This window comes from uncultured Arthrobacter sp. (assembly GCF_947495145.1).
Lineage (GTDB): Bacteria > Actinomycetota > Actinomycetes > Actinomycetales > Micrococcaceae > Arthrobacter_D.
On the sequence record NZ_CANLXP010000021.1, the window covers coordinates 1 to 26,576 of the forward strand.

23 protein-coding genes are annotated in these 26,576 nt (G+C 63.6%); 4 read left to right on the forward strand and 19 right to left on the reverse strand.

Annotated features, from left to right (window positions below; all coding sequences use genetic code 11):
• Window positions 1–210: 210 nt before the first annotated feature.
• Together gabT and Q0877_RS13840 are read right to left on the reverse strand one after the other, a co-directional pair.
• Window positions 211–1,578 (reverse strand): 4-aminobutyrate--2-oxoglutarate transaminase, encoded by a 1,368-nt coding sequence (gene gabT, locus Q0877_RS13835; protein ID WP_299168810.1) that lies wholly within the window; start codon window positions 1,576–1,578, stop codon window positions 211–213.
• A gap of 43 nt (window positions 1,579–1,621) precedes the next feature.
• Complete coding sequence (locus Q0877_RS13840) at window positions 1,622–3,052, reverse strand: gamma-aminobutyraldehyde dehydrogenase (RefSeq protein WP_299168813.1); 1,431 nt, start codon at window positions 3,050–3,052, stop codon at window positions 1,622–1,624.
• Between the two features lie 148 nt (window positions 3,053–3,200).
• On the opposite strand from Q0877_RS13840, the gene Q0877_RS13845 reads away from it, so the two are divergent.
• On the forward strand, window positions 3,201–4,634 hold the full coding sequence (locus Q0877_RS13845) for a PucR family transcriptional regulator (protein WP_299168815.1): 1,434 nt from the start codon (window positions 3,201–3,203) through the stop codon (window positions 4,632–4,634).
• Window positions 4,635–4,646: 12 nt separating this feature from the next.
• Here Q0877_RS13845 and Q0877_RS17120 read toward each other — a convergent pair whose 3' ends face one another.
• The 6 genes from Q0877_RS17120 to Q0877_RS13875 form a co-directional block, all read right to left on the reverse strand.
• Complete coding sequence (locus tag Q0877_RS17120; RefSeq protein WP_367182179.1) at window positions 4,647–4,760, reverse strand: TraR/DksA family transcriptional regulator; 114 nt, start codon at window positions 4,758–4,760, stop codon at window positions 4,647–4,649.
• 325 nt (window positions 4,761–5,085) lie between these two features.
• A complete protein-coding gene (locus Q0877_RS13855) occupies window positions 5,086–5,730 on the reverse strand; it encodes a hypothetical protein (RefSeq protein ID WP_299168820.1) in 645 nt (214 codons plus the stop codon).
• Complete coding sequence (locus tag Q0877_RS13860) at window positions 5,721–7,028, reverse strand: hypothetical protein (protein WP_299168823.1); 1,308 nt, start codon at window positions 7,026–7,028, stop codon at window positions 5,721–5,723. The genes Q0877_RS13855 and Q0877_RS13860 overlap by 10 nt, the downstream gene beginning before the upstream one ends.
• Window positions 7,025–7,786 (reverse strand): ATP-binding cassette domain-containing protein, encoded by a 762-nt coding sequence (locus Q0877_RS13865; RefSeq protein WP_299168826.1) that lies wholly within the window; start codon window positions 7,784–7,786, stop codon window positions 7,025–7,027. Before Q0877_RS13865 ends, Q0877_RS13860 begins: the two co-directional genes overlap by 4 nt.
• Window positions 7,787–7,802: 16 nt before the next feature.
• The gene (locus Q0877_RS13870) at window positions 7,803–8,216 is read right to left on the reverse strand and encodes a hypothetical protein (protein ID WP_299168828.1); all 414 of its coding nucleotides are present in this window, start codon (window positions 8,214–8,216) and stop codon (window positions 7,803–7,805) included.
• A gap of 1,005 nt (window positions 8,217–9,221) precedes the next feature.
• Window positions 9,222–9,986: a metallophosphoesterase gene (locus Q0877_RS13875; RefSeq protein WP_299168830.1), complete on the reverse strand. Its 765-nt coding sequence runs from the start codon at window positions 9,984–9,986 to the stop codon at window positions 9,222–9,224.
• Between the two features lie 230 nt (window positions 9,987–10,216).
• Here Q0877_RS13875 and Q0877_RS13880 point away from each other — a divergent pair, with 230 nt between their 5' ends.
• Together Q0877_RS13880 and Q0877_RS13885 are read left to right on the forward strand one after the other, a co-directional pair.
• The gene (locus tag Q0877_RS13880) at window positions 10,217–10,849 is read left to right on the forward strand and encodes a putative glycolipid-binding domain-containing protein (RefSeq protein ID WP_299168832.1); all 633 of its coding nucleotides are present in this window, start codon (window positions 10,217–10,219) and stop codon (window positions 10,847–10,849) included.
• 90 nt (window positions 10,850–10,939) lie between these two features.
• Window positions 10,940–12,595 (forward strand): BCCT family transporter, encoded by a 1,656-nt coding sequence (locus Q0877_RS13885; RefSeq protein WP_299168836.1) that lies wholly within the window; start codon window positions 10,940–10,942, stop codon window positions 12,593–12,595.
• Window positions 12,596–12,676: 81 nt separating this feature from the next.
• On the opposite strand, the gene Q0877_RS13890 is transcribed toward Q0877_RS13885, so the two are convergent.
• The 11 genes from Q0877_RS13890 to Q0877_RS13940 all read right to left on the reverse strand — a co-directional run bounded on the left by Q0877_RS13890 (window position 12,677) and on the right by Q0877_RS13940 (window position 25,878).
• The gene (locus Q0877_RS13890; protein ID WP_299168839.1) at window positions 12,677–14,377 is read right to left on the reverse strand and encodes a cell wall metabolism sensor histidine kinase WalK; all 1,701 of its coding nucleotides are present in this window, start codon (window positions 14,375–14,377) and stop codon (window positions 12,677–12,679) included.
• A 105-nt stretch (window positions 14,378–14,482) separates the two neighbouring features.
• Window positions 14,483–15,940: an FAD-dependent oxidoreductase gene (locus tag Q0877_RS13895; protein ID WP_299168840.1), complete on the reverse strand. Its 1,458-nt coding sequence runs from the start codon at window positions 15,938–15,940 to the stop codon at window positions 14,483–14,485.
• 50 nt (window positions 15,941–15,990) lie between these two features.
• Window positions 15,991–17,202, reverse strand: a complete 1,212-nt coding sequence (gene cobA, locus Q0877_RS13900) for a uroporphyrinogen-III C-methyltransferase (RefSeq protein ID WP_299168841.1) — start codon at window positions 17,200–17,202, stop codon at window positions 15,991–15,993.
• Complete coding sequence (locus Q0877_RS13905; RefSeq protein WP_299168844.1) at window positions 17,199–18,125, reverse strand: ABC transporter permease; 927 nt, start codon at window positions 18,123–18,125, stop codon at window positions 17,199–17,201. Before Q0877_RS13905 ends, cobA begins: the two co-directional genes overlap by 4 nt.
• On the reverse strand, window positions 18,115–18,828 hold the full coding sequence (locus Q0877_RS13910; protein WP_299168847.1) for an ABC transporter ATP-binding protein: 714 nt from the start codon (window positions 18,826–18,828) through the stop codon (window positions 18,115–18,117). The genes Q0877_RS13905 and Q0877_RS13910 overlap by 11 nt, the downstream gene beginning before the upstream one ends.
• The gene (locus Q0877_RS13915) at window positions 18,825–19,991 is read right to left on the reverse strand and encodes an ABC transporter substrate-binding protein (protein ID WP_299168849.1); all 1,167 of its coding nucleotides are present in this window, start codon (window positions 19,989–19,991) and stop codon (window positions 18,825–18,827) included. Before Q0877_RS13915 ends, Q0877_RS13910 begins: the two co-directional genes overlap by 4 nt.
• Entirely contained in the window at window positions 19,981–21,360 is a 1,380-nt protein-coding gene (locus Q0877_RS13920; RefSeq protein ID WP_299168852.1) for a sulfate adenylyltransferase subunit 1, read from the reverse strand. The genes Q0877_RS13915 and Q0877_RS13920 overlap by 11 nt, the downstream gene beginning before the upstream one ends.
• Complete coding sequence (gene cysD, locus Q0877_RS13925) at window positions 21,360–22,487, reverse strand: sulfate adenylyltransferase subunit CysD (RefSeq protein ID WP_299168855.1); 1,128 nt, start codon at window positions 22,485–22,487, stop codon at window positions 21,360–21,362. The genes Q0877_RS13920 and cysD overlap by 1 nt, the downstream gene beginning before the upstream one ends.
• Window positions 22,484–23,215 (reverse strand): phosphoadenylyl-sulfate reductase, encoded by a 732-nt coding sequence (locus Q0877_RS13930; RefSeq protein ID WP_299168934.1) that lies wholly within the window; start codon window positions 23,213–23,215, stop codon window positions 22,484–22,486. The genes cysD and Q0877_RS13930 overlap by 4 nt, the downstream gene beginning before the upstream one ends.
• Before the next feature lie 23 nt (window positions 23,216–23,238).
• Window positions 23,239–24,987, reverse strand: coding sequence for a nitrite/sulfite reductase (locus Q0877_RS13935; protein WP_299168858.1), 1,749 nt, complete (start codon window positions 24,985–24,987; stop codon window positions 23,239–23,241).
• 132 nt (window positions 24,988–25,119) lie between these two features.
• Complete coding sequence (locus tag Q0877_RS13940; protein ID WP_299168861.1) at window positions 25,120–25,878, reverse strand: sirohydrochlorin chelatase; 759 nt, start codon at window positions 25,876–25,878, stop codon at window positions 25,120–25,122.
• A 62-nt stretch (window positions 25,879–25,940) separates the two neighbouring features.
• Between Q0877_RS13940 and Q0877_RS13945 the strand changes: the two genes are divergently transcribed.
• Window positions 25,941–26,576: a trimeric intracellular cation channel family protein gene (locus Q0877_RS13945; protein WP_299168864.1), complete on the forward strand. Its 636-nt coding sequence runs from the start codon at window positions 25,941–25,943 to the stop codon at window positions 26,574–26,576.

The following is a 26,576-nucleotide window of genomic DNA, read 5'->3' on the forward strand; positions in this document are numbered from 1 at the left end:
GACCCCAGCCACCCGGCTGAACCAGCTGCTCACAGCGGCATGAACCCCAGCGTTGCCCCCACTACTTGACTTCGCCCTCTCCATTCGGGGCGTGTCCTGCCAACTCAACGCACAGGAACGACGACGGCGGCCGGTTGAGCCAGTCCTCGAGGAACCGCCCAGCCGACCGCCGTCGTCGTGTTTTTCGTAAGTGCTACTTCACCGCGCGGATCACTTCACTGCGCGGATCGCCTTCTCCAGAACGTTCAGGCCGTCGTTCAGAAGCTCCTCGCCGATGACCAGTGGGGGCAGCAGCCGGATGATGTTGCCGTAGGTCCCGCAGGTGAGGATGATGACGCCCTCGGCAAGGCACGAGGCAGCAATGGCCTTCGTCGCGACGGGGTTCGGCTCCCTCGTACCGGGCATCACGAATTCGACGGCGAGCATGGCTCCGCGCCCGCGCACCTCGCCGATGATGCCGCTCTCCTCCTGCAGAGCCTGCAGACGGGGCACCACGATCTCCTCAATCCGCCGCGCACGCGCAGACAGGTCCAGGTCGGTCATGGTGTCGATGGCCGCGAGCGCCGCAGCACAGGCAACGGGATTGCCGCCGTAGGTGCCGCCGAGGCCGCCGGGGTGGACGGCGTCGAGCAGGTCGGCGCGGCCGGTGACGGCCGAGAGCGGCATGCCGCCGGCAATGCCCTTGGCCATGGTGATGAGGTCGGGAACAACTCCCTCATGGTTCACCGCGAACCATTCACCCGTGCGGCAGAAGCCCGACTGGACCTCGTCGGCAATGAAGACAACACCGTTCTCCTTCGCCCACGCGGCGAGGGTGGGCAGAAACCCATCAGCGGGGACGATGAAGCCGCCCTCACCCTGAATCGGCTCGATGATGATCGCAGCCAGCGACTCGGCGCCGACCTGCTTCTCCATCATGATGATGGCCCGCTTCGCCGCTTCCTCGCCGGTGATCGACGGGTTCTCCTCCCGGAACGGGTAGCTCATCGGCAGGCGGTACACCTCTGGAGCGAATGGACCAAAGGTGCCGTCGGGGCCGGCCTTATAGGGCAACGACTTTGCAGTCAGCGCCATCGTAAGGTTGGTACGCCCGTGATAGGCGTGATCGAACGCAGCCACGGCTGAGCGGCCGGTAGCCAGGCGCGCAACCTTGACGGCGTTCTCAACCGCTTCGGCACCGGAATTAAACAGCACCGTCCGCTTCTCGAAGTCGCCCGGCGTCAGCTCGGCGAGCTTCTCCGCAACGGCGATGTAGCCCTCATAGGGGGTCACCATAAAGCAGGTGTGGGTGAAGTGCTCGACCTGCTCCTTTACTGCGCCGACGACGGCGGGATCGGACGCACCGACACTCGTCACCGCGATACCGGAGCCGAAGTCGATGAATGAGTTGCCGTCGACGTCGTGCACGATGCCGCCGTCAGCATCCGCCACGTAGACGGGCACGCCTGAGGCAACACCCTTCGCGACGACGGCAGCGCGCCGTGCGTTGAGGGCGGTGGACTTGGGCCCCGGGAAATCGCCGATGATGCGACGTTTCTGCTCGAGCCGGAACTGCGGCTGAATCACCTGGGTGGTCATGGGAGGTCCTTTCTGGACTAGAAAATCTGGACGGAGAAGCGGTCTAGGCGTCCAGTGCGCTCATGACGTGCTTGATGCGGGTGTAGTCCTCCACGCCGTACATGGAGAGGTCCTTGCCGTAGCCGGAGCTCTTGAATCCGCCATGGGGCATTTCGGCGGTAAGGAGGATGTGGGTGTTGATCCAAACGGCACCGAAGTCCAGGTCGCGGGAGACGCGCATGGCTGTTCCGTGGTCGGTGGTCCAGACGCTGGAGGCCAGGGCGTAGTCGACGTCGTTGGCCATCTCGATTGCTTCATCCTCGCTGGAGAACTTCTGCACGGTGATAACCGGTCCGAAGGTCTCCTTCTGCACGATGTCGTCGGTCTGCTCGGCGCCGGTGATGATCGTGGCTTCGTAGAAGTAGCCCTTGTCGCCGGAGCGCTTGCCGCCGACCGCCACGGAACAGTGCGAGGGCAATGCATCCATGACCGCGTTGACGGCGTTGAAGTGGTTGATGTTGTTGAGCGGCCCGAAGTAGTTCTTCGAGTCGTCGGGGTCGCCCGTCGTAAGGGTTTTGGTGTGTTCAACCATCGCTGCTACGAGATCATCGTGGGCTGAGTCCTGCACCAGCACGCGGGTCACGGCGGTGCAGTCCTGACCTGCGTTGAAGAAGGCCGCCTCGGCGATGGCCGCCGCGCACTTCTTCACGTCAGCGTCGCCGAAGACAATGGCGGGAGCCTTGCCTCCGAGCTCAAGGTGGGCGCGCTTGAGCCCCTTCGCGGCTCCCGTGGCGACGGCGATGCCCGCCCGCACGGAGCCGGTGATCGACACCATGGCGGGAGTCTTGTGCTCAACCATGGCCGCACCGGTGGCGCCGGTGCCCAGCACAACGTTCAGGACGCCGTCGGGCAGGATGCCCTGGGTCAGCCGGGCGAGGACAAGCGTGGACTCCGGGGTGGTGTCGCTGGGCTTGAGCACAATGGTGTTGCCGGCGGCGAGCGCCGGCCCGATCTTCCAGATGGCCATGAGGAACGGGTAGTTCCACGGTGCAACCTGCGCGATGACCCCGACGGGTTCGCGGCGGACGTAGGAGGTATAGCCTTCGAAGTACTCTCCGGCGGACTTGCCCTCAAGGATGCGGGCGGCACCGGCGAAGAACCGCATCTGGTCAGCTCCGGCTCCGACTTCCTCCGAGGCGATCATTTCGCGGACCTGGCCGGTGTTGCGGTGCTGAGCCTCGACGAGTTCCTCGCTGTGGGTCTCGATGGCGTCGGCGAGCTTGAGCAGCATGAGCTGCCGCTGCCCGGGAGTCTCCCGCTTCCACGAGGCGAAGGCAGTCTTGGCGGCGCTCATCGCTGAGTCAATGTCAGCCTGGATGGATACGGGTGACTGTGCTACCACTTCACCGTTGGTTGGGTTGACGATGTCCACCAGCTCGCTGCCGCTCGGCGTCACGAACTGGCCGTTGATGAAGTTCTGCAGGGTTGTGACCACGGCGTATTTCCTTTCGTTCCGGGACAGGATTGCCCAAATCCACTGCCGACCCTACGTGGTCCACGCCACGCCGCCTAGGTTTGACCGCACAGCGCTTTTACAAAAGCGTGATGCATCCGCACAAGCCCACCCGCCTATAGTGGAGGTTATGGCGATCACACTGTCGGCTCTCCTGGCCACGCCCGCATTGAAGCTCCAACGGGTGGGCACCAGTGCGGTAGCGGACATCCCGGTCCAGTGGGTTGCGGTGACAGAACTGGAAGATCCGAAGCCGTTCCTCAGCGGAGGCGAAGTGGTGCTCACAACCGGACTCCGGCAGAAATCAGCCACCTCGCAGCGCAACTTCGTCCGGCACGTCCAAGCTTCAGGCGCTCTCGCGATCGGCTTTGCAACAGGCCTGAGCCACGAGAAGGTGCCGGCCGCGTTCCTCGACCAGGCGGACGAGCTCGGGCTCCCGGTGTTCCGTGTTCCGTACGAGACGCCGTTCATCGCGATCGGAAAAATCGTTGCCGATTCCCTGTCCGCCGAACACTACGCGCGGCTCGAAAACCTGCTGAAGGGCCACCAGGTGCTGGCCGCCGCCCTGCTGGGCGGTGGGGGTCTCCCCCAACTCCTGCGTGAGCTTGCAGCGATGCTGCGCACCGACGTCGCGCTGTCCCAGTACGGAACGGTGCTGTTCGCGACCGGCGGCAGCGCGCCGGGTTCCCCGGCCGATGAGCAGGACCGCGCGTGGCACCGTGTTCCGGTGGCGACGGGCCTGAAGGACCGCTGCACCCTGGCCATCGCCGAACCGTACCAACGCGATGCCATCACGGATTACGCGCAGAGTCTGATCAGCGTCGAACTGAGCAACCAGGCCAGGCGCAGGGCGAGTGAGCGCGCCGTCGTCGGGCAGTTGCTGCAGGACGTGGTGCGCGGCACACTCACCGGCAGCGATGCTGCGGCGCGCCTGGGCAGCGCCGGCATAGACACTGCCCGGAGGCAGTGCGTTGTGCTTGCCGATGTGGCAACCGGCCAGCGCCGCGCCCTGCGGACGCTTCCACTGCCGGGCACGTACGACGACGCCGTCACCGCAGTTCTGGACGACCGGCTGGTGATTGCGGTGCCGGAAAGTGACGGTGAGTCCTTCAGCCAGGCGCTGAGCACCTACCTGCATGGCGCCGGTTTCACAGCAAAAGTGGGCTTCGGCGGTGGCTACGCTCAGCCCAGCGGGCTGCGCTGGAGCTACTTCGAGGCGCGGGAGTCGCTGACCCGTGGCCAGGCGGTCAACCAGCCGGACCGGCTCAGCCTCACGTCCCTGCTCATGGCAAGCGAGGACGTGCCGCTGGCTGATCTGGCCGCCGAAGCGCTCGATCCGGTCGTGGCGTTCGATGAACGGCACGGCGCGGAACTGATGCTCACGCTCGAGAAGTACCTTGCGCATAACGGGTCAGTGGCCGCCGTCGCAGACGTATTACAGCTGCACCGCAACACAGTCCGGTACCGTCTGCAGCAGATCGTGGACCTCACGGGCTACGATCCCGGCGTCACCGCAGACCGCGTGCACCTGTACCTGGCGTTGAACGTGCGCGGTCTCCGGTAGGTGCCGGGAAAGTCAAGCGCCGCCTGCGTGGTCAATGCAGAACCTCGTCCAGGGCCGCGCTTCCAGCCGCCCGTCGGCAATGCGCCCGCCGCAGACTTCGCACGTCCCGTAACGCCCCTCCTCCAACCGCTGCAGGGCAGCCTCAAGTTCGGTGATGCGGGAGTTTGCGTCCCGCAGCAGCGTGGCGGACTGGGAAAGTTCGAAGGCAATGGTCGATCCCTCGGGATCATGTTCGTCGTCGACATTCGAGTCGCGGCGCAGTTCGCTGGTGGACGTGAAATCCTCACTCAGTGACGCCTGTGCCTTGCGGGATTCCGCGAGCTCTCGCGCAAGTAGTGACCGAAAACGATGGATTTCGAGACTCCACGAATGGGGGGCGTGCCCGTGTCTACGAGTAGTGAGGAGTCGTTGCTCGCCCGTGGGTGGAAGAATTGGCCAATCTCAGCTGGTTTCAGTTCGCTGGTTGAGTGCCACGGCTGGGTTGCCGGTGGCTGAATGCTGTGTGTGCGATTAGGACCAAGAATACGGCTGAGAGGCTCAGGAAAGCTGCCGGGATGAGTGCGGCATCGGTTGCGGGGTTATAGATGACGTTCCATTTCCAGGAGATGAGACCGGGGATTGTGTTGAGGATGATGAAGGCCGGGGCGAGGAAGCCGGCCCAGGTGCTGCCGATTATGAGTGCTGCTATGAATGTGAGGGCGAGTAGCAGCATGAAAATGCTGACGATCCGGATCCATCGAATGTCACTGGGGTAGAGGGCTGCCGCTGCCATCGCTGATGAGACGCTCACAGCGGTGATGAGCCCTATATTCGCTAGGCGCAGTAGCCGGGGGTTTCGGGGGCTGGAAGCTGTGAGCCATGTCGTACGGTCTGGAATGAGGATTGCCACCAGCACGAGAGGGACACACAGGCCGATGGCACCAAGCTGCTCAAGTGCTGAGCTGGCGGATGACACTCCTGGATCGATTCGGGGGATAGCGACCCTTGCGCTGAGGACTGCGGCGGTCCAGGCGATAACCCACCATCCGAGCCATACCTTGTTCAGACCACTGTGCTGTAGGAGTAGCGCCGGTGCGGGTATAGAGATCACGGCCATATGACCTCATCTAGTTCGCAGTCGCTTATTCGTGGTCCGTTCTCTTCGAACCAGGTTTGACGCTCTGGCTCGGTTAAGTTCGCGAGTTCTTGGGCGAGCATGGGGGCATTTGAGAGATTCGGGTCGATCAGCCAAGGCGCGCCGGTGAAGGTGATCATGTCTCGCAGGCTGATGTCCTGTTCGATTCGCCACCAGGCGTAAAGGCCAGCAGCGGTGAGTTGCGCTTCTTCACCACGAGGTGAGCACTGAAAGAAGATCTGTTCCCCTAGGGCGGCAAGGAGCATGTCGCGGTCGATGGTCAACGATGGAACGGTATTGCCGTCCATCGGAGCTAGTGGCAATGCTCCCTGCTGGGGCGTGGTCGTGCTGTCCAGTTCTTCACGGCGTAAGGACTCCGGCAGGACCTTTAAGGCATTGGAAGTGAGTGAGTGAAATTCTGGGAGAGCCGGGGCATGTGCTCCATCTGTGCAGACACGAGGCTCGGCCCCTAGGCATACGCGTTCTTCCGCACCCGCTATGGGGATGAGCGTGGATCCTACGAAGGCGGCAGCGGTGAGGCCGGCGATGGTAATCCACGCACCTGTTTCCAGTAGTCGTCGGAGGCTGGTGGCGACACCGTAGAAGAACAGCGCCAACCCACTCCAAAAAAGCAGCTTCGCAGGAAGCTGGAAGTCCGCGGGCTGCAGATATGTCCACGGCCGCCCGTCCGTGAGCAATACACCAAAGAGCGGAGTGTCCAGGAGGTAGAAGACGGGGACGACGTAGGACGCGTAACTGAGTATGAGAGCTAGCGGGATAGCGATTTCGGAGCGGAGATAGCGACCGAGAATAGTACCGAAAGCTGACCACGCAACGGCTGATGCCCAGGCGATGATCAGCACTAACGACAAGTCGATTCCCCCGGGAAATTCGCTCGGGGCACGGACCATGGTCATGATCACCATCGCTAGGAAGGTGATCGTGTAGGCGATAACACTCAACAGGGTACAAGCGGCGATGGGTTGGCGGTAGACACCTCTGACTCCGCGAGCTGATGCCGCTGTCCATTCCGAGAGGCCGCTTCTTCTTACACTGCCGGCCAGCCATGCCGCGCTAGTGCAGATCGTCAGCGACCCGAACACCGTGCTCAGGAGGAACGCGCTCATTGTTGCCGGGAACCAGCCGAACCATATCTCTTGAAGAAATACCAGTGGGTAAACCATCGAAAGCAGATAGATCACGAATATCGTGAGGAGTGATCGCTTGGGGCGAGGCAGCAGAAGCGGCGAAGCTAATTCAGTTCTTGTGGTGGTGGTCATACCGATCCCGCAGCGTTACGGTCCATGCTCAAGATGACTGCTTGACGCAACGTGTCACCCAATTGATCGGCAGGCACTTCCAGGTCAGCTCCTGCAAGGTCGGCCGAGATTCTTCCCCGGTCGAGAACTAACACCCGTGATGCAGTGCGTACGACGTCGTCGACGAGATGGGAGGAGTACAGCACGGTTGTTGTCTGGCTGAGCCGTTTCAGCATGGCGAGGTAGCTCTCCCTCTGAGCCGGGTCCAAACCAGTAGTGGGCTCATCGAGCAGGAGGAATTGCGGATCCCCGACGACCGCTGAGGCAAGAATCACGCGTTGCCGTTCGCCACCGGAAAGGCTCTTGATTGTCCGTGTACTTAGTTCGGCCGCGTTGCAAGCCTCAAGGGCGCTCAACGCAGCGTCATGTCGCGCCCGCGCGGGAACCCGTTTTAGCCATGCGGCGTACTCCACAAGACGATCAACCCGCATGCCACCGGGATATCCAGGTCCTTGTGGCACCCATCCCATAACTGACAGGTGGGTGTTCAGCACGCGGCTGGAGTTGTAGAGCTGGCCGCTGCTGGTCTTGATGCTGCCAGAGGTAGGTTTCTGAACTCCTGCGAGCATGCGCATGAGCGTCGTTTTTCCTGCGCCGTTGCGGCCCAGCAGGGCGGTGAGCCCTTGTGACATTTCGAGTGACAGTTCGGAAAGAATGAGCTGGCCGCGTTTCCGGACTGAAACGCGGTCCAGCTCAATCAGATAGTTGTTGTCTTGCACTTGGTGATCGCTGGACTCAGTAATTCACTGACCAGTATCCGGAGGGATCTGGGGAGAACGCGATGTCACGTGACACTCGGGAGTTGACGCTGGTGGAGCTGCAGTAAGCCGACGATGTGGTGAGAATGTTCCCGCCGGTGCTCACGTTGCCGGTGCTTGTGGTGTTCGGTGTGTATCGGCCGACGACGACGTTGGAGCAACCGAATGCGTTGTAGTTGACTTTGCCCTCGTAGTAGACCGGGTATCCCTGGATCGAACGGAGTGTGCCGTGTGAGCTCGCCCCGTTCGCGTAGCTACCCGTGCGGTACATGTCGCCGGTTCCATGGGCAGAACTGACACCAACGGCCCAAGCGGCTGTTGGCAGTATCGCCAATGCCAAAGTGGCCGCTGCCGCGCGCAGAGTAGTGCGTGTTTTTGTTGACTTGGACATCCTATTTCCCCTTGATAGTTGTTTCCGCCTCACATTTGACGCTACGGACAGGCCTTTGAATCCTCAACCCTGCACGGGGTAACGATCGAATAAAGCACAACCGTTTGCCGAAGTGGCCGGACACGACAGTGGGCCAGTTGCTCCTGAACGAAGGCGAACGCAATCCAAATGCCAGCGGCCAGGGTGCCTACCGTTGGGAGTGCAGGTGGACTCCCAAGCATTTCTCCTGGAAGTGACTCGATGATGAGCGAAACAGCAAAGAGGATGACGCTGATGTAGAGAGCGGTGAAAGCGGCTAGGCTTCCCGCACCGAAGTGAGCGGCACGGGTACGTAGCAAAAGCAGATCCTCGAACTGTTGTTCATCGTTCAACGTCAGGAACCTACGCACCTCCTGTGGGATTACCTCTGGGAAACGTCGCGAGCGAAGACTTCTGCGGGTAAAGAATGCACGACGATCAGCCTAAACCGATCATCAGTTCGGCCCAGCTATTACGTTGAGCAAGGGCCACGCGCCTGTCGGTGTCTATCGCTCTCCACGCGGTAGGAGGGGCGCGATTCGGGCAAGGGTTGCTTGGCTACCGGGCTCCTCATAGCCGCCAGGTTGTCGCAAGCATTCTCAAGGTCTGCAGCATCCCAGTAATCCTGCCCGGGCTTTGAGAATAGAACGGCTTGCACCACCGCAGCACCATATCGCTGAGCAAGCGCAGCTTCGTGCTCGTGGCAGCAGTGCACGAACGCTGCACCTGCAACCTCCGATAAAGAGGCTGCCGCCTTATTCACTAGGGGCAGCAGTGCCTCCGATTCATTGTTGTAGCCGGCTAACAGACACTTCGGAAAGGGAGTCATGATTTCAGCTTGACCAAGGGGCTGAACCTCGTGGGGGACGCGGTACATCGTGTCGCCGCGAGTTAGGACCGGGGCAGAGCGCCCCTGTGACTGTTAGCTAGCAATGGCGGTTAATCGCAGCTTCGATTGGCGGTTCTGTTGTCCCGCGAACGGATCTTTCAGCGGGACGGTCGTCCGTCTCTGGGTCCAAATATTGTAAGGGCATCAGTATCACTGGCAGGCCGGCGGACTGCTTCCTCTAGCCATTCCGAAACCTGTGGGAAGGTTGAATGAGAAGTAATTTCGTCGATGAGCTGGTTGGCGTCGATGACTGTTCGGGCGAAAGTCGCAGCACCGTCGTGGAGCAATGCCCAGTGTGCACCGGGCCTACCGTAGGGAAGTCCAACGCTGCCGGGATTGATCACCATTCGATTGACGGCGAGACGCATGAACGGCATGTGTGTGTGCCCGCAGACAATCGTCTCGACCTCGGCTGGCACGTCCTGCAGAACCTGCTCCCAACGTTCTACTCGGCTGTCGACGAGGACGACCTCCTCATCGTCGCGAGGAGTGGCGTGGCAGAACAAGACGGGACCAAAGCCCTGCACATTCAGGATTAGGCGCTCGGGCATTCCAGCTAACAGTTGGATATGAGCGGGCGACAGTTGAGCGGCTCCCCACACCGATAATGGATCATCGTCGAGGCCGACACTGATACCTTGAGCCATCTGCATGAGCTCTCGATCGGCGTTTCCGCGGATAAGAACCGCGCGGTCTCCGAGTTCCATCAGTCGGTCTAGCACTTCAGTGGGCTGTGGCCCCCAAGTGTGGTCGCCGGCAACGACTATCAAATCAGCAGCTTGCACGGCGGGCTCCGCGAGAACCCGGTCCAGGGCGGGAAGCATCCCATGGATGTCGGAAAGTACGGCGATGTTGGTCGTCATGCCCCTATCCTGCCTGACCCATACCCCTACCCCTCCAGCTAGGCCACCGCGTAAGAGGAACGCTCAACGCGACAGTTCCCATGTGGGTCCGTGACCGAAAACTCCCATGCGGGTCCGTGACCGAAAACGATGCTCAACGCCCATCTACCCTCCCGGAATTCGACGATGGGTCGGATCCTACTCGCTGCGTCCTCTGGCGCGCCGCCCCCACCGCTCCATAAGGTGAGCGAATGGAGAATCAACTGCATACGAGTTTGCTGCACACCTGGCAGGGCATCGACGATCCGGGGCGTCTCGACTCCGCGACCATCAATCTTGAGCCTGGCCGTTTGAGCGCGCACGGTACTTCCCGGACTGATTCGTATGCCTCGAGCTGGGCGTTAACCACCACGGACGGCTGGGTAACCCGCCGTCTCACCGCAACAGTGCACGGTCATGGATGGAGCCGGCACCTTGAGCTGGAACGCGATGACGACGGCGCGTGGACAAGCACCAGCTCCAGTGCAGGAGAGTGCAACCTCCCTGCTCCCGGTATTGAAGATCCCTCCGCGCTGACGGGAGCCCTCGACTGCGACCTCGGCCTCTGCCCGGTCACCAACACCATGCCCATCCTTCGGCTCAACCTGCAGTCGGAGGAGTTGGCCCCGGCGGATGAGACCTCCATGGTGATGGCTTGTGTGGAGGTTCCCAGCCTCCGCGTGGTGCGCAGCAGCCAGATGTACAGCCACTTGCGCTCGGCCGACGATGACCGCAACGGTGTTGTCCTCTACAGCTCGGACAACCATGGCTTCACCGCTGAACTGCAGATCGACAGCGACGGGATTGTCCTCGACTATCCGGGACTGGCCACCCGGATCCGCTAAGTTTCGGTAACTTTTCTCACGATTCAGCGGCAGATCCAGCGCTGCACCTAACACAGTTTCCACCGTGAGTACAGGGGCTACGGTGGAATTATGTCTGATTCTGTCCCTAATTCTGTCCTGCCCGAATCCGGGCCACCGGGTACGGGCACCGCTGAGGCACCTTCGAAGGGTGTCCTCGACCGTCCTGTCTTCTACACGTCCCTGGTGGTCGTGCTGGCGCTGGTAATCCTCGGTGTCGTTTTCCCCACCGGTTTCGCCGATGTCACCAGCAGTGTCCTCGATGGATTGGTAACCAACTTCTCCTGGGCCTTCGTGCTCACAGCCACAGGCTTTGTGGTGTTCGCGGCGTTCCTCGCGTTCAGCAAATACGGCCGCATCCGCCTCGGTGCTGACGATGAGAAGCCAGCCTTCTCGCGTGCGTCCTGGATTGCCATGATGTTCAGCGCCGGAATGGGCATCGGCCTGATGTTCTACGGCGTCACCGAACCCATTTCCCATTACCTCACCCCGCCGGTCTCAGGCGTGGAACCGGGTACTGACGCCGCCGCCCGGCAGGCCATGAACTACACCCTTTTCCACTGGTCGCTGCATCCGTGGGCGATTTACGCCGTCGTGGGCCTGGCCCTCGCCTACTCTGCGTTCCGTAAGGGACGCGGTATCGGCTTCAGCGCCGCGTTCGCCCCGCTGTTCCGGGGACGCACCAACATCAAGGCGCTGCGGGCGATCGACGTCTTCGCCATCTTCGCAACGCTGTTCGGCTCCGCCACCTCGCTGGGCCTCGGCGTTGTGCAGATCAACGGCGGCCTCACCGAGGTCTTCGGCATCGAAACGAACCTCTGGGTCCAGGTCGGGCTCATCGCCCTGTTGACCGTGTGCTTCGTGATCTCAGCCGTCAGCGGCATCTCCCGCGGCATCAAGTGGCTTTCCAACGGCAACATGATCGCCGCGCTGGTACTCCTTGCCTTCCTGTTCATCGTGGGGCCGACGGTCTTCATCCTCGAACTGATCCCCTCCGCCGCCGGAAACTACCTGTTCGCCCTTCCGCAGATGGCAACACGCACCGGAGCCTTCGGCGGCCAGGACTGGCTCTCCGCGTGGACCATCTTCTACTGGGCCTGGTGGGTTTCCTGGACCCCGTTCGTCGGATCCTTCCTCGCGAAGATCTCACGCGGCCGCACCATCCGTGAATTCATTCTGGGCGTCGTCGCCGTACCGAGCTTCGTCAGCCTGATCTGGTTCGGCGTCTGGGGAGGAACCGCGATCACCGCGCAGAACAACGGCGTGGACATCGCAGCAGCCAACGCGGAGAGCCAGGAGTCAGCAATGTTCGCTCTCCTCGCTGAGTACCCGCTGGCCTCCGTGACGGCGATCCTCGTGGTCCTGCTCGTAGCGGTGTTCTTCATCTCCGGAGCCGACGCCGCCTCAATCGTGTTGGGCTCACTCTCCTCCTTCGGTTCCGAAAACCCGAAGAAGTGGCTCACTATCCTGTGGGGCACCATGACCGGTGCGGTGGCCGCAGTCCTGCTGTTCATCGGGAGCCTCGGCGCACTGCAGACCCTGACCATCATCGCGGCAGCGCCCTTTGTGCTCATCATGGTGGGCCTGTGCGTGGCGCTGATGATGGACCTCTCAAAGGACCCGGCGATTGTCGGCGGGAAGCGCCGTCGTACTCCCCCTGCTTCGGCAGTTGAGCCGGAGCGCCAGGAGGAGGACCTCGGCACGGCTGAGGAAGCCGCCGCCAGGTAACAAGCAACGCATTCCGACGACGACGCTCCCGCAGCTCAGGCTGCGGGAGCGTCGTTGTTTGTGGAGCATGTGACGGCCGGGCTAGCGGCTGACATCACTGGTTGACCTGCTGGCCTCCGAGTCGTTGCCACCCGGTTCGTCCGGCAACTCGAAGGTGAAGGTGGTGCCGCGGCCCAGTTCGCTGCGGCAATGAATCTTGCCGCCGTGTTCTTCGACGATCGAACGGACAATGGCCAGCCCAAGCCCGACGCCGGGAATCGCCGCCTCGCGCACAGCTGAGGTCCGGAAGAACTTGGAAAAGACCTCCGCGCTGTCTTCCGCGCTCATGCCCATGCCGCTGTCCTCCACTTCGCAAATCACTGAGCCGGGCATCTTTTGAGCGCGCACGGTGACGGTGCCTCCGGCGGGCGAGTACTTGACGGCGTTGGACAGCAGGTTGTCCAGCACCTGACCGATCCGCGCCGGGTCGCACCGTGTGATCGTTCCTGCCGGAACATCATTGATCACATCGACGCCGGCTTCCTTGCCCCGCGCAGCGATCGCACCCACTGATTCCTGTGCTATCTCGGCAAGATCGGCGTCCACGGGCGATACTTCCGGCGGGCCGGATGCTGCAGTGAGCAGGTCGTCAACGAGCCTGCGAAGACGCGTCACGTTGCGGCCGATAACCCCGAGTCCGGTCACGATCTCCTTCGGCGGCTCTTCGTCGAGCATCATTTCGAGGTAGCCGACGATAACCGTCAGCGGAGTGCGCAGCTCGTGCGAGACCATCGCCACGAACTCCTCCTTGGCATTCAGTGCGTTGACAAGCTCGGTGACATCGTTGAAGGCGACGACGGCGCCTTCACGTTTACCGCCCTCGTCCAGCATGACGCGGGCTGAGGCTGACAGGACCCGCTGATTCTCTCCTACACCGATCCGGATGAGGTAGTCGGAGAATGTTTCGCCCGCGACCGCCCGGTGCGCAGGGCGCTCGTCAGCCGGGATGGGCGTGACGCCGTCGGGTCGGAACAGCAGGAGGTCCTGTTCGGCCGCATCCTCGACTCCCTCAGGCAACCCGATCCGGTGAACCTCGCGCTGCCGGCGGTTGAACAGGATGTCGTGTCCGTCCTGGTCGATGGCAAGCAGACCGACGTCGACCGTGTTCACCGTCGCATTGAGCAGCCGCTCCCGCTGCGCGCTGCGCTGGAGGATCTGCTGCAGGGCGTGGTCTTTCTCCTGCATGGCCTTCTGCTGGTCCATCATGCTGGCGGTCATGACACGGATCGTCACCGCGATCCCGAAAATGATGGTGGGTGTCAGGGCTGATTGGGTGAGGTCGGATACGCTGACGCCGGCATCCGTGGCGAAAAGTGGAGCCCAGATCATCGCAAACGGGCCAATAAGGCTTAGCGAAAGGCACAGCCGCGGGTACAGGCCCGAAGCCGACAACCACAGGACCGGGAACACCGCCATGAGCCCGATCCCGAGGACCTCCGTGCCGGAACCGAAACGCAATAGTGCGATCGGCACAAAATCCAGCACGGGGATGATGAGGAACATGCCGTAAGGCAGCCGATCCCACGGGATGACGGCGCAGAGCACAAGCAGCACGCCGCTCAGGATCATTCCCCACTGGAACGCCGCACTCGCCCACACGACCGGGTGGAGGAAGATGCTCCCGACCGCCAGCAGCGCCGTCGTGATGGAGAGCGGCGCCTGACTGAGCAGCACCCGGGACCGCATCGACATCTCGTGGAACTTCCGGGTGTTGAACGTCAGATACGACAGGACATTGTCCATGGTGGCTGGTGCTCCTAACACTCCGGGCAGTTCCGACACTGCCAACTCTATAGAGCCATACCAGTTACCCTGATCGCCCGCCGGTGAAAGCCATAATTGTGGCGCTCAAGCGTCAGCCTGTGCTCCCACCTGCACGCTTCGGGAAACCGACACCATGTCCTCGCGCGGCACCACCTTGATGCGTTCGCGCACAATGCCGTCAATCTCTGTAGCGGCGTCCCCCAACCCGCGCTCGTGCGCATCGAGTGCCAGCCAGCCCTCCCAGGTGGTGAACTGCACGCCGCGCTCGTTCAGAAGTTCGACGACGGCGTCGTCCGCCGGTGCTGCAGTTGCCGGCAGGTTCTCGAGGTCCTCCAACAGGTAGGTGACGGTTTCCAGTGCGTCCCCCTTGGTGTGTCCGATGAGTCCGACCGGTCCGCGCTTGATCCAGCCCGTGGCATACACGCCCGGCACATGGGTGCCGGAGGCGTCCAGTACCCGGCCGCCGTCGTTCGGGATGACACCGCGGCGGTGGTCGAACTCCACCTCCGGCAGGGCTGAGCCGAAGTAACCCACCGCACGGTAGACCGCCTGGACGGGGTAGTCGATGAACTCGCCGGTGCCCACGGCATTGCCGGTTCCGTCGAGTGCGGTGCGTTCGAACTTGATGCCGGTGACCTTGCCGTCCTCACCGAGAACCTCCACGGGATTGTGGAGGAAATGCAGGTGGAGCCGGCGTGAGGCGGTGAAGTCGGCCGGGTCCTCGGGCTGCTCTGCAATCCAGTTGGTCAGTGTGCCAACCATGGTCTTGGTCTGGTTGTTCGTCTGGATCTGGCGGTCGGACTCGGCGTCGAACTCGAAGTCCTCCGGGTAGAGCACGATGTCGACGTCCCGTGAGTGGGACAGTTCCCGCAATTCCAGCGGCGTGAACTTCACCTGGGCCGGCCCACGGCGGCCGAACACGTGGACGTCCGTTACGGGTGAGTTCTTGAGGCCGGCGTAAACGTTGTCGGGGATCTCGGTGACGAGCAGGTCCTCGGCGTGCTTGGAGAGTACGCGTGCAACGTCAAGGGCAACATTCCCGTTGCCGATGACAGCGATTTCCTTTGCGTCGAGCGGCCACTCGCGTGGAACGTCCGGATGCCCGTCGTACCAGGAGACGAAGTCCGCCCCGCCGAAGGAGCCCTCAAGCTCGATGCCAGGGATGTTGAGGTCCGCGTCCAGAAGAGCGCCGGTAGCAAAGATGATGGCGTCGTAATGCGTGCGGAGGTCTTCCAGCGTGAGGTCCGTGCCGTACTCAACGTTGCCGAAGAAGCGGATGTCACCGCGGTCCAGGACCTTGTGCAGGGCGTTGACTATGCCCTTGATGCGCGGGTGGTCGGGGGCCACGCCGTAGCGGATGAGTCCGTAGGGCGCGGGGTAGCGATCGTAGAGGTCGATGCTGACCGTCAGCTCGCCCGAGGCTACGGGCGCGGACTTGGTAAGGATGTCGGCAGCGTAGACCCCGGCCGGACCGGAGCCGACGACGGCGACGCGCAGCGGGCGCTGGGAGGCGCCGCGGAAGAAGGTAGGAGGTTGAGACACGGCTGTGTTCCTTTGCTGTGATGTGGTGTGTGGGAGGACTGAAGGAGCGGCTAGGCGGGTTGCCAGTGCGGTGAAAGCGCGACGACGTCGCCCACCACGATCACGGCGGGAGACTTCACCCCGCGCTCCTCGGCGAGGTCGGCGATGGTTTCAAGGGTGCCGGTGGTCACGCGCTGGGACTCCATCCAGCCGTCCTCAATAATCGCGACGGGTGTGGACGGCGCCCTGCCGCCGGTGATGAGCGAGGCTGCGGAGGAGCGCAGCAGCGAAACGCCCATCAGGAGGATCAGCGTGTGGTCGCTGCCGGGCGGGATGAGGCCCGTCTGCTGCCGGATGTCCTCGTGCCCGGTGAAGACGCTGAAGCCCTTCGCCACGCCCCGGTGCGTGACGGGAATCCCCGCGGCGGCCGGAACGGAGATCGCGGACGTGACGCCGGGAACCACCTCGACAGGTACGCCGCTGTCGCGGCAGTAGGTTTCCTCTTCTCCGCCACGTCCCAAAACGTATGGGTCACCGCCCTTCAACCGCACCACGCGGTTGCCGAGCAGCGCCTGTTCCACGAGGATCCGGTTGATCTCGTTCTGCGGCACAGGATGGTGCCCGGGGAGCTTGCCCACCTCGATGACCTGGACGTCAGCGGACAGCCCTGCGATCAGCGAGCGTGGCCCGAGCCGGTCGGCTACGACGACGTCGGCCTGTGCCAGGAGGCGGCGGCCGCGGGTGGTGATGAGGCCGGCGTCGGCCGGACCTCCACCGACCAGCGCAACCGAACCCACCGCGTTCTCCGAAGCGCGTCGGTGCCGCCGCAGCGGCAGCTCGCCGGATTCGAGGGCGGCAGCAACGCCGTCGCGCAGGGCGGCAGCCCGCTTGGGGTCGCCGTTGGTGTTCACGGCGACCGTGACATCGTCAAGGCGTGCCACGGCCGGAACCCACGCTGTTGAGGCAGCGGAGTCGCCGCCCTTGACGCACCAGATGCGCGCGGAGTCTGCCTCGGCGGCGACCTGGTCCTGCACCTCAGCGGAGCCGGAGTGGGCAAGGACCAGCCAGGCGCCGTCGAGGTCGGCGGTACGGTATTCACGCTGCTGCCAGTTCAGCTGGCCGGCGGCGGCAGCGTCGACGATGTCTTCGCAGGCATAGGGGGCAACGACGGTGACCAGCGCACCGTCGTCGAGCAGTGCCTTCAAGCGGCGGGCAGCGACCGGGCCACCGCCCACCACGAGCACGCGGCGGCCGCGCAACTGCAGCCCAAGGGGATAAGTCATCGTGAACCTCCGGTAAGCAGGCCGCGGCGGCGCAACAGATGCCGTTCGAGCGGCCCGAAGATGAGCAACTCCACCACAATCCCGATGAACAGAATGAGCAGGATGGCTGCGATCACCGTGGCCATCGAAGAGAACTGGCGTCCCTGATCGAGCAGGGCACCGAGTCCGAAGCCCAGGGTCCCGCCGGTCGCGATGATTTCCGCAGCCATGAGTGACCGCCACGAGAACGCCCAGCCCTGCTTCAGCCCCGACACATAGCTTGGAAGGGCCGCGGGAAGGACAATGCGGGTGGCAAGCTCCCACCTGTTCGCGCCGAGCACGTGGGCTACGCGGCGGTGCTGGTCAGGAACATGATCGACGCCTGCGATCAGTCCGTTGGTGATCGACGGGATTGCGCCCATGAGCACCACAAAGTAAACGGTGGCGTCGCTCAAGCCGAACCAGATGACAGCGGCCGGAACCCAGGCAACCGAGGGAAGCACCTGCAGTCCGGAAATCAGCGGACCGAAAGCACCACGAAGGATCTTGCTCTGGGCCAGCAACAGGCCCAGCGGCGTCGCGATGACCACCGCAATGGCAAAGCCGACGACGCCGCGTTGCAGACTGGTCAACACGGTCTCGACCGCTTCTCCGTTCTGCCAGAGCGTGCCCAGGGTGCCGAAGACGTCGGCAGGGCCGGGAAGTTGATCCGGCCGTGGCCGTGCAATCCAGACATACATCTGCCAGGCGTAGAGGACGGCAATCAGCGCAGCTACCGGCAGGAGGGCCTTGGTGACGCTGGACCTCCAGGAGGACTGGACCCGCGTCTCCTGCTGAAGGGCGTCGAGTCCCTTCTCAAATGCGCGGTCGTCATCCGGAGCGGCACCGGGCAATCCGGTCCCGGCGGGCGCCTCCCGCTCAACAAGGGTCGTTTCAGGCTGCATGGCGGCGGATCTCCTTGCGCAACTCTGTGGTGATCTCCGCGGTCAGCGCCACGGGATCCTGCTCCTCCACTGCCCATTCCGCAACCACGCGACCGGGGCGGGAAGACATCAGAAGTACCCGCTGACCCAGTCGGACGGCCTCGCGGACGTTGTGCGTGATGAACACAATCGTGCGTCCGGTTTCCCGCCAAACGCGCTGCAGCTCATCGTGCAGCAGGTCACGGGTGATGGCGTCGAGTGCCGCAAAGGGCTCGTCCATCAGGAGTACCTCGCGATTCTGCGCGAGCGACCGGGCAAGCGCCACCCGCTGGCGCATGCCGCCGGAAAGCTCGTGCGGCCGTTTGGCCGCCGCGTCGGAAAGGTGAACCAGCTCCAGCAGCCGGGCAGCTTCCGTCCGTCGCTCCGACTTCGGTGCGCCGCGCAACTGCAGTGCCAGCTCCACATTTGCCTGCGCCGAGAGCCAGGGGAACAGGGACGCATCCTGGAACATGAAGGCCGCCTTCGGCGAAGCGATCGTGCCCGACGTCGGCTCTTCCAGTCCCGCAATCAGGTTCAGGAGCGTGGATTTTCCGCATCCGGAAGCTCCCAGCAGTGCCACGAACTCACCCTGACGGACCCGCAGGTTTACATCCTCGAGGACCAACGGGCTGTCTGCGGAGAAGCGCTTCGAGAGCGCGTTGATCTCTATCTGCGCCGTGCTCATGGCGAGGCCGAAGAGCTCAGGCCGGCGTCGTCGTACGCTGTGCCGCCGGTTTCCTCCTGAAGCAAGTTGAGCAGAGTGAAATCCAGGATGCCCGCTATGTCTGCGTTCTCCGTGGTGCCCGCTGCCACGCCGTCTTCGAACAGCTGTGCAAGTGCATCGGCGAGCGGCTCCTGTGAGAAGGTGACGTTCTCCAACGCGCGAGCCAGGACCGGCTCGGCGAGCGGCTTGGCATTTGCCGACTCGAGGCCGGCGTTGATGAGCGCCGCAGTCTCTTCCGTGTTTTCGTTCAACGAGGTGATGGCGCGATGCTCGGCCCGAAGCAGGGCTTCAACCTGGGCCGGATGCTCAGTGAGGAACTGCTTGCTCACCACCAGGACCGTCGTGGCGAACTTGCCCTCCGGCCACAGGTCGGCCTCGTCGACCAGGACCTCGGCTCCGGCGTCGACCACGAGTCGCGATGCCCAGGGTTCCGGCATCCAGGCACCGTCGATGTCGCCGTTTTGGAACAGCTGGAGTGTGGTGGCGTTCTCGGTGGGCACAATGGCGACATCGCCCCCGCCCTCCGTGGTGGTTTCATAGCCCTGTTCGCCGAGCCAGACCCTCAGTGCGACGTCCTGAGTATTACCAAGCTGCGGCGTGGCAAGGGTTTTCCCCGCCAGGTCCTCCACGGAGTTGATGTCGGGCTTCACGACCAGTTGGGCACCGCCGGAGGTGGCACCGGCCACGATTCGCAGCGATTCACCGTTACTCTGGACGTAGGAGTTGATGGCCGGATTGGGGCCGATGAAGGTCGCATCGATAGCGCCGGCGTTCAAGGCCTCGATGGCCGAGGGGCCGGCATTGAAGACCTGCGTGCTGAGTTCGGTGTCACCCAGTTCCTCGGCGAAGTAGCCCTTCTCCAGGCCAACCAGCGCGGGAGCATGCGTGAGGTTGCCAAAGTAGCCCAGGCGTAGTTCGGCCGCGTCGGAAACGGGTGCTGCCGTCGTCGTGGTTTCGGGTGCCGACTGCGACGAAGCGTAAGCGGCGATCGCAGCGCCGGTTGCGACTGCAACGATGGCAGCCCCGGCGGTGAAGCTTTCGGCGGCGCGGCTCTTCAGGAAGATCCCGCGCCTGGCAGGGCGGGTCAGGTTCTCGTTGACTGGGGAGCTGGGGTCATATGTCATAGCGTTCGTCCTCGCGGGCCGACAGCTCAAGGTGGTCGGATTCCACCAGACCTGCAGCCAGGGTGTTGCCGTCGGAGGGGTCGATGACCAGGAAGGCTCCGGTACGGCGGAAGTTCACGTAGTTGTCCACCGGCAGCGCTGCCGCGAGCCGGATGTGGACGGTCCCAATGTCATTGAGCTCAAGGCCCGACGCCGGTTGATCGGCGAACGTTGACAGATCCAGTTTGTTGATGACCTGGCGAACCAGCCCCTGGACCGTCTTGCTGCCGTGCTTGATGAGGAGCCGCGAGCCCTCTTTCAGCGGCTTCGGCGACAGCCAACAGAGCGCGGCGTAGAGGTCCTGGGTGGGTTGCGGAAGTTGGGCTGCCGAAGTGTCCGTCCCGGCTTCGGCGAGAAGATCGCCGCGCGCGATATCGATGTCGTCGGCTAGCCGCAGCACTACTGACTGCGGAGCGAACGCTTCGTCGAGTTCCTTGCCGGCGAAGTCGATGCCGGCGACCGTGGTGCTACGCCCTGACGGTTGCACGGTGACTGCGTCGCCCACCCGGATGGAACCGGCCGCGACCTGCCCGGCGTACCCGCGGTAGTCACGGTACGTGTCGGCGTCAAGCCCGGGCGCCACCGCACCCTGGGGCCGGATGACGGTCTGGACCGGGAAGCGGAAGGCTTCGAGGTCGGTCTCGAGATCGGCGAGCGCCGGCAGCTGCTCGAGAGTCTCCAGCAGCGACGGACCGCCGTACCAGGGAGTCCGCTCCGAGCGGTCCACCACGTTGTCACCCTCCAGTGCGGACACGGGGATGATCGCGGGTTCGTCGACCTTCAATTCCCGGGCGGCCCGCTTGAGCTGCGCTTCGACGTCGCGGAACACGTCCTCGCTGTAGTCCACGAGGTCGATCTTGTTCACTGCCACGATGATGTGCGCCACGCGCAGCAGGCGCGCGACTGCGAGGTGCCGGCGGGTCTGCTCCAGCACGCCCTTACGTGCGTCAATCAGTACGACGACGGCGTCGGCCGTGGAAGCGCCCGTCACCGTATTCTTCGTGTACTGCACGTGCCCCGGCGTGTCCGCAAGGATGAACGTGCGGTTGGCTGTGGCGAAGTAGCGGTACGCGACGTCAATCGTGATGCCCTGCTCCCGTTCGGCGCGCAGGCCGTCGGTCAACAGTGCGAGATCCAATCCCCCGCGCTCCCCACCGAAACCGCGTTCCGCGGAGGTGCGGGCAACGGCGTCGAGCTGGTCTGCCAGGACCGACTTGCTGTCATGCAGGAGACGGCCAACGAGGGTGGACTTGCCATCGTCGACCGAGCCTGCTGTGGCGAAGCGAAAGAGCGTGGAGCGTTCGAGTGCGGTTTCGACTGCTGTGCTCATTAGAAGTACCCGTCTTTCTTGCGGTCTTCCATTGCGGCTTCCGAGATCCGGTCGTCCGCGCGGGTGGCGCCGCGTTCGGTAAGTGTGCTGAGGGCGACTTCCCTGACGACTGCCGACACGTCCGCCGCATCTGATTCGACTGCCCCGGTGCAGGACATGTCACCGACCGTGCGGTAGCGGACCGTGCGCGTCTCAACGATTTCCTTCTCGGTGGGCTGGGAGACCTCACCCACGGCGCGCCACATGCCGTCACGGCTGAAGACCTCGCGCTGGTGGGCGTAGTAGAGGCCCGGAAGCTCGATGTTCTCGCGCTCGATATAGCGCCAGACGTCCAGCTCGGTCCAGTTGCTGATGGGAAACGCCCGTACGTGCTGGCCGACGGTGTGGCGGCCGTTGTACAGGTTCCACAGCTCCGGACGCTGGTTGCGCGGATCCCACTGACCGAACTCGTCGCGGAGACTCAGAATCCGCTCCTTGGCTCGGGCTTTGTCCTCATCGCGGCGGCCGCCGCCGAAGACGGCGTCGAACTTGTTGGCGTTGATGGTGTCGAGCAGGGGGACGGTCTGCAGGGGGTTACGGGTGCCGTCGGCGCGTTCGCTCAGCTCGCCGCGGTCGATGTACTCCTGGACCGACCCAACGACGAGCCTGATTCCGAGCCGCTCAACGGTGCGGTCGCGGAACTCCAGTACCTCGGGGAAATTGTGGCCGGTGTCGACGTGCAGCACGGGGAACGGAACCTTGCCGGGCCAGAATGCCTTCGTAGCAAGGTGCAGCATGACCACCGAGTCCTTGCCGCCGGAGAACAACAGAGCGGGCCGCTCAAACTCGGCAACAACTTCCCGAATAATGTGAATGGCTTCGGACTCGAGGGCATCCAATGAGCTCAAGCGGTGCGTGGCTCCACCGATGCGGTCTGCCTGCGAAGCAGTTTCCGCTTCGCTGAGGCGACTTGCCTGCTGAGCTGGAACCGCTGATGCCGCCCAGGGAGTGGCATCGGGCCTGTCGGAGCGGGACGCGATGCTGCTTGCAGCATTGCCGTCCCGCGCAGGGGCGGGGGCGGCATCAGCGGTGGAGGCGGAGCCTGCAACGCTCACGACGTCGTCGTAAGTGTTCGTGTATGAGCTCATTGGTGGATTCCGCACTCTGTCTTCGCTAGGCCGGCCCAACGACCGGCTCTCGGGTCTTCTCCTGGGGCTACCGGCCGGGTGCAGGGTTTGCACCCGATCGAGGGGTAGCCGTTGGACAGCAACATGTTCACGGGGACCTGATGGTCGCCCGCATAGTCGAGGAGTTCGTCGAAACTCCAGGCGGCGAGCGGGTTGATTTTGACCAGGTTGTGCACGTGGTCCCAGGTGACCAGCGGCGTGTTGGTCCGGGTGGGCGCCTCGTCCCGGCGGACACCGGTGAACCAGACCTCATAACCGGCGAGCGCCTTCTTCAGCGGGTCCATCTTGCGGATCGCGCAGCACTGAGCGGGATCCCGTCCAAACAGGTCCTTGCCGAAAGTGGCGTCCTGTTCGGCGACGGTCAATTCAGGCAGAACGTCGACAATCGTGATGTCGAGCTGATCGGCGACTTCGTCCCGGGTGATGCGGGTTTCGGTGAAGTGGTAGCCGGTGTCCAGGAACAAGACGTCGACGCCGGGAAACTGCTGTGAAACCAGGTGCGGAAGGACGGCGTCGGCCATGGAGCAGGCAACCGCTGCCTGGGAGAGGTCGAAGTTACGTGCCACCCAGGCGATGACCTGCTCGGCAGAGGAGTCCCAGCCAAGCTCGTCGGCGCCCTTGGCAGCGAGCGCCTTCAACTCGGCTTCCGGACGGCGGGAACGCGGCGCTCCAGCTGTAGCGGCGCCCACGGAAACGTTCTCGGATGACAGGGTCACTGCAGCTCTCCTTCCTCAGCTCGGTGCGCCCACTGGGCGAAAGTCTCGTTCTGCTGGCGGTCGCTGGCGTAGCGGCGTACCACCCGCTCGACGTAGTCAGGCAGGTTTTCGACGGTGACCTTGAGGCCGCGTACCGTGCGGCCCAGGCCTGCTTCCTCGCGGTTGGAATCGGCCAACCCACCACCGAGGTGCACCTGGAAACCAGGGGTGGGACCGCCGTCGGGCGTTGGAAGCATCATGCCCTTGAGTCCGATGTCCGCGGTCTGGATGCGCGCGCAGGAGTTGGGGCAGCCGTTGATGTTCAGCGCGATCGGCTGTGTGAGGATGCCGTTGTCCACGAGGTCGGTCAGACGCGTTTCCAGTTCGGCGATGGCCGTGGCCGCGGTGACCTTGGTTTCGACGATGGCGAGCTTGCAGAACTCGATGCCGGTGCACGCGATGGTGGAGCGGCGGAACAGGGACGGGCGCGCAGACAGGCCCAGGGCGTCCAGTTTCGAGATGAGCGGCTCAACCTGCTCTTTCTCGACGTCGAGGACCACCAGCTTCTGGTGCGGCGTGGTGCGCAGGCGGGTTGATCCGTGTGCCTCGAGGGTGTCCGCGAGGCTCGTGAGAATGGATCCGGAGACCCGGCCAACCGTCGGCGAAACACCGATGAAGAACTTTCCGTCCTTCTGCTCGTGGACGCCCACGTGGTCGCCGGGGGTGTCAGGTTTGGGTGCAGCAGGGCCGTCGGGCAGCTCGAAGCCGAGGTATTCGTCCTGGAGAACCTGGCGGAATTTCTCGGTTCCCCAGTCATTCAGCAGGAACTTCAGGCGCGCCTTGGTACGCATGCGGCGGTACCCGTAGTCCCGGAAGATGCTGGTCACACCGAGCCATACTTCGGCGGCGATCTCGGGCGTGACGAAGACTCCGAGCCGTTCAGCCAGGCGGGCATTGGTGGAGAGCCCGCCGCCGACCCAGAGGTCGTACCCGGCGCCGAGCTCGGGATGGACCACGCCCACGAGGGCGAAGTCGTTGATCTCGTGCACCACGTCCTGGCTCGGGTGGCCGGTAATCGCCGTCTTGTACTTGCGCGGAAGGTTCGCCAACTCGGGATCGCCGATGAACCGTTCGCTCAACTCGCGGATCAGCGGCGTGGGATCGAGGATCTCGTCTTTTGCGATGCCCGCGACCGGTGAGCCGAGGATGACGCGGGGAACATCACCGCAGGCCTCTGTGGTGGACAGCCCAGCGGATTCAAGCCGGTTCCAGATTTCCGGGACGTCCTCGACCCGAACCCAGTGCAGCTGAATGTTCTGGCGGTCGGTGATGTCAGCGGTGTCCCGAGCGAACTCGGTGGAAATGCCTCCGATGACGCGCAGCTGGTGTGTGGTGAGTGCACCGCCGTCAATGCGCACGCGGAGCATGAAGTACTTGTCCTCAAGTTCGTGCGGCTCAAGCGTGGCGGTCTTGCCGCCGTCGATACCCTGCCGGCGCTGTGTGTAGAGGCCCCACCAGCGGAAGCGTCCGTGCAGGTCGGTGCCGTCAATCGAGTCAAAGCCGTTCTTCGCGTAGATCTGCTCGATCCGTTCGCGGACGTTGAGGCCGTTGTCCTCCTGCTTCCAGGTTTCATTGGCGTTGAGGGGCGTGGTGCCGTCGATCTTCCACTGGCCATGGGGCTTGGCTGCCGGTCGGGCCGACTTTGCCGCAGGAGATCCCTTCCGTGCGGTTGCCGGGCTTGCTGCGGTCGCGAGTGAACTCGTCATGTGAAGACAGTAGGACCGGGGTTGGAAGCCCTTCAAAGGTTCGGCAACACCCGTTCACGTGGAGACACGGCACGTCATAATCGCGTCAGGATATTGACACATTCAGAAGCCGGGCTTGAACTCGAGCCTTTTCTATGGACGGGCGCACACCTCGACCAGAGGCCTGCAGGCACGGCCGCAGTCCCTGCCGGGGTCAGGCGCCTCAAGGCGGCCGGCGGCGGCGTCGTACCGGGCGAGGGCAATCTCCGCGAGCGACGCGGACGGAAGCAGCGGCGCACTGACAACGCTCCCGCCTGCCTTGGCCAGCTGGTCATGAAAGTAGCCGGGTGCCAGCAGGTAGGACGCGACTGCCGGAGCGGCGCCGCCCTCCTGCGCCTGAGCGACCGCTTCCGGAACGGAAGGACGTGCGCTGGCACCGTATCCGACAGTGATCTCTCCGGTGCGCAGCTCACCGAGCTGCCCCGCCAGTTCCTCGACGTCCACGGCAGCGCAGGCGTCCGAGGAACCTGCAGCGGCCAGTACGACGGCGTCTCCCTCCTTTACGCCCGCTTCTTCCAGGCGCAGCTGCAGCAGTGCGGCCAGCCGCGGGTCCGGACCGAGGGGAGCTGCCGCAAACGTGCCCGGGCGGCTACGCACCGCTTCGGCGATGTCCACCTTCACGTGATAACCGACCGACAACAACAGCGGCACGATGACGGCCGGCCCGTCCGGGAGCGCGGCCACCACCGAGGGAAGATCAGGCTCCTGAACGTCGACATAAGCCTCCCGGATGTCCAGCTCCGGACGCAGCGCCTGCATTTCATCACGCAGCCGGTTGACGGCAGCCTGACCTTCGGCGCTGCTGGTGCCGTGCGAACAGGCGATCAGGACTGGATGATTCGACGTCTGCATGTTGGCCATTGAAGCACCCGCCTGCGACTATTGACAGTTGTGTCCCGTAACGCAGAGACCCCATGAACGCGCCGCTGATCCTCGACCTGTTCGGCGTTTTCTTCTTCGCCATGTCCGGATCACTGCTGGCCGCGCGCAAAGGGTTCGATCTGATCGGCTCGCTGTTGCTGGCCTCCCTTGCCTCGCTTGGCGGCGGTGTGGCGCGCGATCTGATCATCGACGTCGAACCCGTCGCATTTCACAATCCCCTGTATCTCGTGCCGCCGCTGCTGGCCACCGGTCTGGTGTTTTTCCTCTACTCAGGAATCGAGAAGGCGAGCCGCCCGTTGGTGCTCTTTGATGCCGGCGGGTTGGCTCTGTTCTGCATCGTGGGTGCCCTCAAGGCGGTCGATGAGGGAATGAATCCGGTGGCGGCCGTACTGCTGGGCGTCACGACCGCCGTCGGCGGCGGATTGCTGCGCGACGTCGTCGCCAATGAAGTGCCGCAGCTTTTCACCGGTGACCTCTACGCGCTCCCAGCGTTCCTCGGCGCGACCCTGACCGTTGTGCTGGAGAAGCTCGGCCTCTTCAATGTCGTGACTGGCGTCGTCGTTGCCGCCCTGGTGTTCACGCTCCGGGTGATGGCATGGCGATCCGGCTGGCACGCTCCCCTCGCGGCCCAGTACGCACGTCCCGTCGACCCCCCGCCCGCGGGATAG